Source organism: Achromobacter sp. NCFB-sbj8-Ac1-l (assembly GCF_052695805.1).
Map to the genome: position 1 here is coordinate 956,847 of NZ_CP199812.1, position 12,202 is coordinate 969,048.

Sequence of the window (12,202 nt, forward strand, 5' to 3'; positions counted from 1 at the left end):
CGCGGGCCTGGCCCGCTGCCTGAACCGTCAAGCAAAGAGCGCCCCAGGGCGCTCTTTTTCATGGGTCGGCCGTGCGTGCGTCGTACCTACGCGTGCAGCGCGGCCCGGCTTGCCTCGCATGCGGCGCGCAGCCGGTCGATCAGGTCGCGATGCAACGCTGGCAAGGGATCCTGCTCGCGCGCCAGCACGCTGATCGGCACTTGCAAGGTCGGCGCCAGCCGCCGCAGGTACATGTCGGGGCGCAGCATCGCCTGCGCCGTGACCGCGTCCACGATGGCATCGCCTGCACCTGCCTGGGCCAGCGCGCACGCCACGTAATGCGTCTGCACCCGCACCGCGGCGCGCGGGGTCAGGCCTTGCGCGTCCAGCGCCATCTGCAGCAACGCCCCGGACGCATCGCTGGCGTCCAGCAGGATCAGTGCGTCGCCCGCAATGTCGGCCAGCGCCAGGGGGCCGCGGCCAGGGCGTGCGCTCAGGTGGACCAGTTCGGTATGGCCCACCTCGGTGCGGGTCAGGCCCGGCGTGTCGCGCGTGTCGAAGGTCACCGCCAGGTCCAGCTCGCGCGTCAGCATGCCGTTGACCAGCTCGGCGCTGTGGTGCGTGTGGATGTCGAACGTCAGGCCGGGCTGGGCCTGGCGGCTGTCGCGCACCACGGCCGGCAACAGGCCCAGGCCCAGCGCCGGCGCGCAGCCCAGGCGCAGGTGGGCATGGGGACGGCCGCGCAGGCTGGCGGCCAGGCGGCGCACGCTGTCCAGGTCCTGGTTCAGGCGGGCGACTTCGGGCGTCAGGATGTCGGCCTCGCGGGTGGCGACCAGGCGGCCCTTGACGCGCTCGAACAGCTTGAAGCCCAGCTGCGACTCGGCGCTGGCCAGCAGCTTGCTGGCGGCCGGTTGCGTGATGTGCAGCGCCGCCGCGGCCTGCGTCAGGGAGCCGGTGCGGCGGATCGCTTCGAAGATCTCGATGTGGCGCAGGCGCATGGGAATGGGAAAGTGTCGGCGCAAAGCGGCATTCTACGGTGCGGCGAGACGGCAGGTGGCGGCGCCAAGGAACGCGCCGATTTGTCTATCATGCAAGCTCATGCCGGCCTGCCGGCGCCATCCCTGGAGTCTGTCATGCGCATGCGTCCCTGCGCCGCCGTCCTGCTCGCCGCCGCGCTGGCCGCGATGCCGTCCGCCTGGGCCCGTTCGCCCGTTGCCACCGACGACCTCAACCCCGAGGCCGCCACCGGCACCCGCGCGCGCGAACGGGTGAGCGCGCCGCATTTCATGATGGTGGCGGCCAACCCGCTGGCCACCGAGGCCGGCGACGAGATGCTGCGCCGGGGCGGCAGCGTGGTCGACGCCGCCATCGCGGCGCAACTGGTGCTGAACCTGGTCGAACCGCAATCGTCCGGCATCGGCGGGGGCGCCTTCATGGTGGTGTACTCGGCCAGGCAAGGCCGCATCGTCACCTACGACAGCCGTGAGACCGCGCCGGCCGCCGCGCGCCCCGACCGCTTCCTGGATGCCGAGGGCAAGCCGCTGCCGTTCGTGCAGTCGGTCAACAACGGCATGGCGGTGGGCGTGCCAGGCCTGCTGCGCGGGCTGGAAATGGCGCACCGGCGCCAGGGCAAGCTGCCGTGGGCCGATCTGTTCCAGCCCGCCATTCGCCTGGCCGAACAGGGTTTTGCGGTGTCGCCGCGCCTGCACAAGCTGCTGGCGGGCAACAAGGAACTGCCGCGCCAGGCGGCCGCCGCCGCCTATTTCTATGCGCCCGATGGCGCGGCGTGGCCCGTCGGCCATGTGCTGAAGAACCCGGCTTTTGCCGCCACGCTGCGCGCCGTGGCCCAGGGCGGTGCCGACGCCTTCTACCAAGGTGACATCGCGCGCGACATCGTGGCGGCGGTGCATGCCCACGCCAAGCCGGGCGACCTGGCGCTGGCCGACCTGGCGGGCTACCAGGCGCGCGAGCGCGAGCCGGTCTGCGGTGCCTATCGCGGCTACCAACTGTGCGGCATGGGTCCGCCCAGCAGCGGCCCGATCGCCGTGCTGCAGATGCTGGGCGAGCTGGAACAGTACCCGCTGTCGCGCTATGCGCCCGGCAGCGTCGAGGCCGTGCACTATTTTTCGGAAGCCGGCCGGCTGGCGTTTGCCGACCGCGACTTCTACGTGGCCGACCCCGACTTCGTCAAGGTGCCGGTGCGCGCCCTGCTGGACCCGGCCTACCTGCGCGCCCGCGGCGCGTTGATCCAGCCGGATCGAAGCATGAAGGTCGCGCTACCCGGCGACCCCGAAGGCAAGCTGCTGTCGCGGGGCCAGGACAACGCGCTGGAACAGCCATCGACCAGCCACCTGGTGGCGGCGGACGCGGACGGCAATGCGCTGTCCATGACCACCACCATCGAGAACGAATTCGGCAGCAAGATCTTCGTGCGCGGCTTTCTGCTGAACAACGAGATGACGGATTTCTCGTCATCGTTCAAGGACCCCGAAGGCCGGTTGGTGGCCAATCGCGTCGAAGCCGGCAAGCGTCCGCGCAGCGCGATGTCGCCGCTGATCGTGCTGCGCGACGGCAAGCCCTACCTGCTGGTGGGTTCGCCCGGCGGCAGCGCCATCATCAACTATGTTGCCAAGACAGTGGTGGCGGTGCTGGACTGGGGCCTGGACATCCAGGCCGCGGCGGCGCTGCCCAACATGGGCAGCCGCAACAAGGAAACCGAACTGGAAAAGGGCACTGCGCTGGAGGCCTTGGCGCCGGCATTGGAACGCATGGGGCACCCGGTGAAGATCACCGAGTTTCCCAGCGGCATCCATGGCATCGTGATTACGCCGGACGGCCTGCAGGGCGGGGTGGACCCGCGGCGCGAAGGCCTGGCGAAGGGCGGCTAGGGCGGACCGGGGAGCCAGTTCCGCGGTGACGAAGCCGGAGCGGGCGAGCGGTCCGGCCAGCCACCGTCCGAACCTCCCGCCGGTTCACTCCAGCGCCGCCGGGTCCAGCTGCATCTTGTCTTCCTTGCGGCGCGCCAGGTAGGTCACGCCCCACATCACCACGCCCAGCAACAGCAGCCAGCCGGCGACCTGGTACTGGATCACGTCGCGGCCGGTCAACGGCGTGACCAGGAACAGGCAGGCCGCGGCGCCCAGCCAGGGCACGACGCGGTTGATGCGGAAGTGCTCGTGCTTGACCGGGTGGCGGCGCAGCACCAGCACCGCCACGTTGACGAAGGCGAACACGCCCAGCAGCAGCAAGGCCGTGGTGCCGCCCAGCGCGCGGATGGCTTCGGAATCGCCCAGCGCCACCAGGATGATCAGGCCGAAGGCCAGCACGGTGGTGAACAGGATGGCCGTCCAGGGCGTCTGGTTGCGGCGATGCACGTGGGCCAGGAACGAGGGCAGCACGCCCTGGCGCGACATCCCGTACAAGAGGCGGCTGGCCATCATCATGTTGATCAGCGCCGAGTTGGCCACGGCAAACATCGAGATCACCGGCATGATGTACTCGACCGGCAGCCCGGGCGCGGCGCGCTTGACCACCAGCACCAGCGGCGTGCTGCTGCTGGCCAGCTCGCCCACCGGCACCAGCGCCACGGCGCAGATCGACACCAGCACGTAGATCACCGCGGTCAGGCCCAGCCCGGTCAGCATCACCTTCGGAAAGATGCGGCTGGGGTTGTGGGTTTCCTCGGCCATGTTGACCGAGTCCTCGAAACCGACCATGGCAAAGAAGGCCAGCGCCGTGGCCGAGGTGACGGCCAGGAACACGCTCTTGTCTTCCGGCGTGTCGAAGGCGATGACGCGCGAGAAATCGGCCTGGCCTTCGGACATGGCGTAAAAGCCCAGCAGGATCACCATCAGCAGGCCCGACAGTTCGATCAGCGTCAGCACCACGTTGGCGCGCACGCTTTCCGAGGCGCCGCGCAGGTTCACCAGCATCACCAGCGCCATGAAGCCCAGCGCGCCGACCGTGATCCAGGTCTTGTCGGCCTGCATGCCGAAGGCCGCGAACATATTGGCGGCAAAGGCTTGCGAGGCGGTCGCGGCCGATGTCAGGCCCGAACACATGACGGTGAAGCAGACGATGAAGGTCAGGAAGTGCACGCCGAACGCCTTGTGCACATACAGCGCCGCGCCGGCCGCTTTCGGGTACTTGGTCACCAGTTCCAGGTAGGACAGCGCGGTCAGCAGCGCTACGCCGAACGCCACCAGGAACGGCAGCCAGGCGGCCCCGCCTACCTCCTTGGCCACCTGCCCGGTCAGCGCATACACGCCGGTGCCGAGAATGTCGCCGACGATGAACAGCAACAGCAGCTTGGGTCCCATCACCCGCTTGAGCGGGGCGTTCTCTTGCGGCGCATTGCCGCTGGAGGCATTCGCAGCCATAGTCATTCTCCTTGTTTTATTTCGATGGGGAGTCGCGCCAGGGCAACGTCACGGGCCGCCATTGCGATGGCCCTGAAGTACGGAAAAAGTCTAAATCGGCCTGGTGCCGGGCAATGCAACAGTGATGCAACGAATTGTCTGTGCATGAAAAACATGCAAAAGCGCCTGCGAGGGCATGAAAATGCCCACGCAAGGGTGGGCGATGAAGAGATCGTGACGGGCCCGATGGGCGGCGCCAAGCGGGCCTGCCAGGCGGGCCGCGAAGACCCTCAGTCGGTCGGGGGCGCCAGGTCCGGCGGCAAGCGCCGCAACGTGGCGGGCGTGCGCGACAGCTTGATGGGCGAGCCCACGCCGCGATAGTCCCCTTGTTCGAGCACCATGCCGCGGTGCCGGGTGTGCGGGTGCGCCAGCGCCTGGTCCACCGTCTGCACGGCGGCGGCCGGCACGCCGGCGCGCAGCAGGCGGTCGGCCAGCGCGGCGGCCTCGTGCCGGGCCAGCAGCGCCGCCAGGTCGTCGCGCAGCGCCTGGCGGTTTGCCAGGCGGTCGGCGTTGGCGGCATAGCGCGGGTCGGCGGCCAGGGCGGGGGCTTCCAGCACCTGGGCCAGCTGGGCGAACTGGCGGTTGTTGCCCACCGCCAGGAAGATCGGCCCGCTGGCGGTGGGCAGGGTTTCATAGGGCGCGATGTTGGGATGCGCGTTGCCGCTGCGGCCCGGCGTCTTGCCGCTGTAGAAGTAGTTGGGCGCGTGCGGGTGCAGCAGCGACAGCGCGCAGTCGTACAGCGTGATGTCCAGGAACTGGCCAAGGTGGCTGCGCACGCGCTCGTTCAATGCCAGCAGGATCCCCACCGCGGCGTTCAGGCCCGTCACCATGTCCACCACCGGCAGGCCCACGCGGGTGGCCTCGCCGTCGGCTTCGCCGTTCACGCTCATCAGGCCGCACATGGCCTGGGCGCAGGCGTCATAGCCGGGCAGGCCGCCCAGCGGGCCGTCGGCGCCGAAGCCGCTGACGCGGCAGTGCACCAGCCGGGGAAACCGCTGGCTCAGCGTGTCGTAGCCCAGGCCCCACTTTTCCAGCGTGCCGGGCTTGAAGTTCTCGACCAGCACGTCTGCGTCGCTCAGCAGGTGGCGCAGCCGTTCCTGGCCGGCGGGCTGCGACAGGTCCAGCGTCATGCCGCGCTTGTTGCGGTTGACGCCCACGAAGTACGACGCCGTGTCGCCCAGGAAAGGCGGGCCCCAGCCCCGGGTTTCGTCGCCGCCGGGCGGTTCGATCTTGAGCACGTCGGCGCCGTGGTCGGCCAGGATCTGGGTGCAGTACGGACCGCCCAGCACGCGGGACAGGTCGATCACTTTGCAGCCGGCCAGGGCGCCGGCATTGGGTAGCTGTGGAGCCATGGAGCCTCGGGGTCAGTCGATGGAAACGTGGGCGCTCTGGATGAGCGTGCGCCACTTGGGCACTTCGGTGGCGATGAAGGCCGACAGGCCTTGCGGGCTTTGGTCGTCGGCCCGCACGATGCCCTGGCTGCGCAGGGTCTGTTCGATGGCGGGGTCGGCCAGCGCGGTCTGGAATGCCTGGTTCAGCCTGGCGGTCACCGCGGCGGGCGTGTCCCTGGGTGCGACGATGCCGAAGAACACGCTGACGTCGTAGCCCTTCAGGCCTTGCTCGGACAGCGTCGGCAGGTCGGGCAGGGCGTCGGAGCGTTGCGCGCTGGCCAGGCCGATGGCACGCAGTTTGCCGGCCTTGATGTATGGCAGCGCCGTCAGGATGTCGGTGAACGACATCGACACCTGTCCGCCCAGCAGGTCGTTCAGCGCCGGCCCCGTGCCCTTGTAGGGGATGTGCATGACCTGGGTGCCGGCCATCTGGTTGAACAGGATGCCCGCCAGGTGCGACGAGGCGCCGTTGCCGGACGAGGCGTAGCTGAGCTTGTCCGGGTTCTTCCTGGCGTAGGCGATCAGTTCCTGCGCATTGTTGGCGGGCACCGACGGGTTCACCACCAGGATGTTGGGCAGGTGGCCGATGCGGATGATGGGCGCGAAGCTGGTCTCGGGGTTGTAGCCCTGGTTTTTGTACAGGCTGACGTTGATGGCCAGCGGCCCGGACGTGCCGAACAGGATGGTGTAGCCGTCCGGCTTGGCGGCGGCCACGTATTCGGACCCGATATTGCCGCCCGCACCGGCGCGGTTCTCGACGATGACGGTCTGGCCCAGCGGCGTCTTCAGCTTTTCGGCCAGGCGGCGGGCCAGGGCATCGGTGGGGCCGCCGGGCGGGAAGGGCACCACCAGCGTGACGGGGCGGGACGGGTAGGCGTCGGCGGCCAGCGCGGGCGCGGCGCCGGCCGTGAGCGCGGCGGCGGCCAGCAGCAGGGGGGTGAACAAGCGTTTCATGGATGTCTCCAGGGGTAGGGGCGCGCCGACTGTGCCGCCGGCGTCGTGGGTCGAACAGGCGTGCGGGCCATGCCGCATCGCCAGGTAAAGCGTGCCGCCCTGCTGCGGGGCCGCCAGGGGGGCCCGTCTACAGCGCGTACTGCAGGATGCCGCGGCAGGCGGCGCCTTCGTCGGCGGCAATGGCGTAGGGATCGCGCGGCGCCAGGCGGTGCTGCAGCACCTGGTCGGCCAGCAGCGCGCGGGCGGCCAGGCCGTCGCCGGCGGCCTCCCAGCGCAGCGCCGCCATCGATACCGCGTGGTAAAGCAGCGAGGCTGCCTGGCGCGCCAGTTCGGCGTGGTCGCCTTGGGCGGCATGCTCGGCCAGCGCATAGGTCTGTTCCAGCGCGCGGGCCTGGGTGTCGGCCCATTCGGGCGGGCAGGGCAGGCCGTCGGCCAACAACTGGTCGATGTGGCGACGCAGCGCGGGCAGCGAGCCTTCTTTCTTGATGGCCCGCAGCACGTCCAGCGCAACGATGTTGCTGGTGCCTTCCCAGATCGAACCCAGGTGGGCGTCGCGCACCAGCCGCGGCTCGGTCCATTCTTCGATGTAGCCGCAGCCGCCGCGCACTTCCATGGCGTCGCCGGTGACCTTGCGTGCGTCGCGGCAGGCGCGGAACTTGATCAGCGGCGTCAGGATGCGGGCCAGCGCGGGGTCGCCGCCGCCCTGGTCGGCCTCGGCCAGTGCGCGCGCCGTCTGGAACATGACGCTGCGCGCCTGCTCGGCCCACACCGTCATCTTGACCAGTTGGCGCTGCATCAGCGGCATGTCGATCAGGCGCTTGCCGAAGGCGCGGCGGTGCTGCGAGACGTAGACGGCCTCGGTGACCGCGCGGCGCATCAGGCCGGCGGCGCGCATGCCGTTGGACAGGCGCGAGTTGTTGATCATGTCGGCCATGTGCTTGAAGCCCTTGCCGCGTTCGCCCACCAGCCAGGCGGTGGCGCCTTCCAGCCGGATCTCGCCGCTGGCCATCGAGCGCGTGCCCAGCTTGTCCTTCAGGCGCAGGATGCGGTAGCGGTTGCGGGTGCCGTCTTCCAGGTCGCGCGGCAGCAGGAACAGCGACACGCCCTTCAGGCCGGGCTCGGTTTCGCTGCGCGCCAGCACCATGGCAAAGCCCGCGTCGGGGTTGGAGCAGAACCACTTGTCGCCGGATACGCGCCACGTGCCGTCGTCCTGGCGCTCGGCGGTGACCTCGGTGGCGCTGACGTCCGACCCGGCGCCTTGCTCGGTCATGAACATGGCGCCTTGGCGCAGGGTGTCGAAGTCCTGGCTGGTGACCTGCGGCAGCACCCGTTCCACCAGCGCCGGGTCGCCAAACTTGCGCAGCGTGCGGGCCAGGGAATCGGTCATGCTGACCGGGCAGCACAGGCCGAACTCGGCCTGCACGAACAGGTGGCTGAGCGCGTACTTGGCGGTGGCCGGCATGGGTTCCGGCCAGCCCAGCACGCCGCCCCGGTGCGACAGGGCCGCCAGGCCGAATTCGCTGTAGGCCAGGCGCTCCAGTTCGACGTAGGCCGGGTGCTTGTCCACCCGTGATTCGTCGGCCCCGGCGCGGCTGCGCACCGACAGGGTGGGCGGATGCTTGTCGGCGGTGGCTGCCAGCTCGTCCATGCGGCCGCCGGCCAGTGCGCCCAGGCGGTCCAGGTGCGGCAGCAGGTGCGCGTGCAGCGCGGCGGGCAGATAGCGCCGGGCCAGCGGCGCGGCGTAGGGGTCGGCGCGAAACAGGTTCAGGCCGCGGGAATCCGGAACGGGCGTGGCCGAAACCGGGGCGGCGGGCTGGGCGGGGGTATCCATGGCGGCATCCTGCTGAGGGAATGGGATTGCCTGGCATGGTGCGACGATGGATTAATCTATACAAATACCGTTTTGGTGTAGACCTATCCAAAAAAAATATGGATCTCGGGCAAGGGGCAGACCACCCCGCCCAGGGAGGAGACCGATGGACCTGGACCCGCGCCTGTTGCGCTATTTCATCGCCGTGGCCGAAGAACGGCATTTCAGCCGGGCGGCCGCGCGCCTGCATATTTCGCAGCCGCCGCTCAGCTACGCCATCCGCCAGCTGGAAGACAACGTCGGCGCGCGCCTGCTGGCGCGCACCAGCCGTCAGGTGGAACTGACCGCCGCCGGCCAGGTGCTGTATCGCGAGGCCCTCACGCTCCTGCGCCAGGCCGAGGACGTGCGCACGCTGGTGCAGCGGGTGGACGCCGGACTGCGCGGACGGCTGCGCATCGGCTTCGTGGGGTCGATGCTGTATCGCGGCCTGCCGGCGCTGCTGGCGGCCATGCGCGCCGAACTGCCGGACGTGGAGCACGTGCTGATCGAGCAGAATTCGCACGACCAGATCGAGGCCGTGCGGCGCGGCGAACAGGACCTGGGGTTCATCCATGCCAATCCGGTGCCACCGGGGGTGGCCGCGCGCGACCTGCTGGCCGAGCCCTTCGTGGTGTGCCTGCCCGACAGCCACCCGCTGGCCCGGCGGCGGTCGCTGCGGCTGGCGGAACTGGCCACGGACGATTTCGTCTTTTTCGCCCGCGCCGCCTCGCCCAGCTATTACGAAACGGTGCTGTCGCTATGCGTGGGGGCGGGCTTCATGCCGGTGATTCGCCACGAAGTGCGCCACTGGCTCAGCGTGGCTTCGCTGGTGTCGCAGGGGCTGGGCGTGTCGATCGTGCCGGCCTGCCTGTCGCGCAGCGGCCTGGCGGGCACGCGCTTCATTGCCTTCGAACATCCGGCGCGCTCGGTCAGCCAGGTGATCTGGCCGGACGCGGATCGTTCGCCGTTGCAGGAAAAGGCGCTGGCGTTGGTGCAACGCCAGTTTCCGGCGCAGGCTTAGCGGAACACGACGGTCTTGTTGCGGTTCAGCAGGATGCGGTGCTCGACGTGGCTGCGCACGGCACGCGACAGCACCAGCGATTCGATGTCGCTGCCGACCTGGGTCAGGTCCTGGGCGGTCATCGTGTGGTCCACGCGTTCGATGTCCTGGTCGATGATCGGGCCTTCGTCCAGGTCCGACGTCACGAAGTGGGCGGTGGCGCCGATGATCTTCACGCCGCGCGCATGCGCCTGGTGGTACGGGCGTGCGCCCTTGAAGCTGGGCAGGAAGCTGTGGTGGATGTTGATGGCGCGGCCATTGAGCGCGCGGCACATGTCGGCCGACAGGATCTGCATGTAGCGGGCCAGCACCACCAGGTCGATGCTGTACTGGTCGACCAGCGCCAGCACGTCCTGCTCTTGCTGTGCCTTGGTCTCGGGCGTGACGGGCAGATGGTGGAACGGAATGCCATACGAGGCGGCCAGGCTGGCGTAGTCGTTGTGGTTGGACACGATGGCGGCCACTTCGGCATGCAGCTGGCCGCTGTGCACGCGGAACAGCAGGTCGTTCAGGCAGTGGCCCTGCTTGCTGACCATGATCAGCAGGCGTTCCTTGCGGCGGGCGTCATGCAGTTGCAGGTCCATGCCGTACTCGGCCGACACCTCGTCCAGGCGGGCGCGCAGGGCCTCGGGGGCCACGCCGACGGGCAGGTCGAAGTGCACCCGCAGGAAGAAGCGGCCGGTTTCCTCGTCGCCGAACTGCTGCGAATCCAGGATGTTGCAACCCAATTCGAACAACAGGCCGCTGACGCGGAAGACGATGCCGGTGCGGTCGGGGCAGGACAGGGTCAGGATGTAGTCGTTGTGCTGCATGGCTAAGAGGAAAAGGAAAGAAACGAGGGAGGGCGTCGGCGCCGGCCTGTCGGCCGTCAGCGCGCGACGCAGAGATTCACAATCTGGCCAGGGTCTCTTCGGCCAGGGCCAGGCTGGACGTCAGACCTGGCGATTCTATGCCGAACAGGTTCACCAGGCCGGGCACGCCATGCACGGCAGGGCCGGCGATGACGAAATCGGCGGCCGGTTCGTGCGGGCCGGAAATCTTGGGCCGGATGCCGGTATAGCCCGGCGTCAGGGCATTGTCGGGCAGCGCCGGCCAGTAGCTGCGCACGGCGGCATAGAACACGTCGGCGCGGGCCGGGTCGATGGTGTAGTCCTCGGTGCCGACCCATTCGGTGTCGGGCCCGAACTTGGCCTGGCCGCCCATGTCCAGCGTCAGGTGCACGCCCAGGCCGGCGTGCTGCGGCACCGGGTAGATCAGGCGCGAGAACGGGGCGCGGCCGGCCAGCGTGAAATAGCTGCCCTTGCACAGGTAATCGGTGGGGATGGTGGCCGATGGCACGCCGTCGATGCGGCGGGCCAGGGCCGGCGCCTGCAGGCCGGCCGAATTGATCAGCACGTTGCAGGTCAGGTTCATGGCGTCATCGCCGCCGAACTGCAATTCGAATCCGCCTTCGGGTCGGACGCGGCCAGACACCAGCGGTGTGTGGAACACGCACTGGGCGCCGGCGTTTTCGGCATCGCCCTGGAAGGCCAGCATCAGCGCGTGGCTGTCGACGATGCCGGTGGACGGCGACACCAGCGCGGCGGTGCATTGCAGCGCCGGCTCCAGCCGCATGGCGTCTTCGCCGGAAATGAACTGCAGGTCGTCCACGCCGTTGGCGCGGGCGCGCTGGGCAATCCCTTCGAGCTGGGTGGCCTGGTCGGCGGTGGTGGCGACGATCAGCTTGCCCAGGCGCCGGTGGGGAATGCCGCGTTCGGCGCAATAGGCGTACAGCAGGTGCTTGCCGCGCACGCACAGGCGGGCCTTCAGGCTGCCCGCGGGGTAATAGATGCCGGCATGGATGACTTCGGAATTGCGCGAACTGGTGCCGGTGCCGATGGCCTCGGTGGCCTCGGCAACCAGTACTTCACGGCCGGACTGGGCCAGCGCGCGGGCGATGGCCAGGCCGACCACGCCGGCGCCGATCACCACGCAATCGATATCGGCGCTCATGGCGTCTTGCCGGCGCGGGCGCCGGCCGGGGTCAGGTCGAAACCGCCCGCATGGAAGACCAGGGGCGGCTCGCCGCTGTGGCCGCAACGTTCGACTTCTCCGACCATGATGACGTGATCTCCTTCGACGTAGCGGCTGCGGTTGTGGCATTCGAACCAGGCGGCGCAGTGGCCGTCCAGCATCGGCGTGCCGCCCGGCGCGTGATGCACCGTCAGGCCCTTGTAGCGGTCGGGCGTCTTGCCGGTGGCAAAGCGCCGAGCCAGGGCGATCTGCTCGGCCCCCAGCACGTTGACCACGTAGCGCTGGCATTGTTCGAAGGCAGCCAGCGACGAGGAATTGCGCGACAGGCTCCAGAGCACCAGCGGCGGGTTCAGCGAAACCGAGTTGAACGAGCTGACCGTGAGCCCGATGGGCGCGCCATCGAGGTCGGACGTGGTCACGACCGTGACGCCGGTGGCGTAGCGGCCCAGCGCGGTGCGAAAGAATGCAGCGTCGAAATCAGGGGAGGAGGCGGGCATGCAGATAAGGGAGGGAGCGGGCGCCGCGCACGGCGCCCGGC

At 69.3% G+C, this 12,202-nt stretch carries 10 protein-coding genes; 2 read left to right on the plus strand and 8 right to left on the minus strand.

The features are described 5' to 3' along the window. Positions 1-86: 86 nt before the first annotated feature. Positions 87-977 (minus strand): LysR substrate-binding domain-containing protein, encoded by an 891-nt coding sequence (locus ACUDP5_RS04515; protein WP_263913978.1) that lies wholly within the window; start codon positions 975-977, stop codon positions 87-89. 135 nt (positions 978-1,112) lie between these two features. On the opposite strand from ACUDP5_RS04515, the gene ggt reads away from it, so the two are divergent. Continuing rightward, positions 1,113-2,867: a gamma-glutamyltransferase gene (ggt, locus tag ACUDP5_RS04520; protein ID WP_445658232.1), complete on the plus strand. Its 1,755-nt coding sequence runs from the start codon at positions 1,113-1,115 to the stop codon at positions 2,865-2,867. A gap of 84 nt (positions 2,868-2,951) precedes the next feature. On the opposite strand, the gene ACUDP5_RS04525 is transcribed toward ggt, so the two are convergent. From ACUDP5_RS04525 to ACUDP5_RS04540, 4 genes are all read right to left on the minus strand, one after another. Then, a complete protein-coding gene (locus ACUDP5_RS04525) occupies positions 2,952-4,358 on the minus strand; it encodes an APC family permease (RefSeq protein ID WP_263913940.1) in 1,407 nt (468 codons plus the stop codon). Positions 4,359-4,627: 269 nt separating this feature from the next. Next, positions 4,628-5,749 (minus strand): CaiB/BaiF CoA transferase family protein, encoded by a 1,122-nt coding sequence (locus ACUDP5_RS04530; RefSeq protein WP_445658233.1) that lies wholly within the window; start codon positions 5,747-5,749, stop codon positions 4,628-4,630. A 12-nt stretch (positions 5,750-5,761) separates the two neighbouring features. After that, a complete protein-coding gene (locus ACUDP5_RS04535) occupies positions 5,762-6,742 on the minus strand; it encodes a Bug family tripartite tricarboxylate transporter substrate binding protein (RefSeq protein ID WP_445658234.1) in 981 nt (326 codons plus the stop codon). A 127-nt stretch (positions 6,743-6,869) separates the two neighbouring features. After that, a complete protein-coding gene (locus tag ACUDP5_RS04540) occupies positions 6,870-8,573 on the minus strand; it encodes an acyl-CoA dehydrogenase family protein (RefSeq protein ID WP_445658235.1) in 1,704 nt (567 codons plus the stop codon). Positions 8,574-8,718: 145 nt separating this feature from the next. On the opposite strand from ACUDP5_RS04540, the gene ACUDP5_RS04545 reads away from it, so the two are divergent. Beyond that, entirely contained in the window at positions 8,719-9,612 is an 894-nt protein-coding gene (locus tag ACUDP5_RS04545) for a LysR family transcriptional regulator (protein ID WP_445658236.1), read from the plus strand. Here ACUDP5_RS04545 and purU read toward each other — a convergent pair. From purU to ACUDP5_RS04560, 3 genes are all read right to left on the minus strand, one after another. After that, entirely contained in the window at positions 9,609-10,463 is an 855-nt protein-coding gene (gene purU, locus ACUDP5_RS04550; protein WP_025136752.1) for a formyltetrahydrofolate deformylase, read from the minus strand. The genes ACUDP5_RS04545 and purU overlap by 4 nt on opposite strands. Before the next feature lie 76 nt (positions 10,464-10,539). Beyond that, entirely contained in the window at positions 10,540-11,643 is a 1,104-nt protein-coding gene (locus ACUDP5_RS04555; protein ID WP_263913946.1) for an NAD(P)/FAD-dependent oxidoreductase, read from the minus strand. After that, positions 11,640-12,161, minus strand: coding sequence for a flavin reductase family protein (locus ACUDP5_RS04560; RefSeq protein ID WP_263913947.1), 522 nt, complete (start codon positions 12,159-12,161; stop codon positions 11,640-11,642). The genes ACUDP5_RS04555 and ACUDP5_RS04560 overlap by 4 nt, the downstream gene beginning before the upstream one ends. Positions 12,162-12,202: the final 41 nt, after the last annotated feature.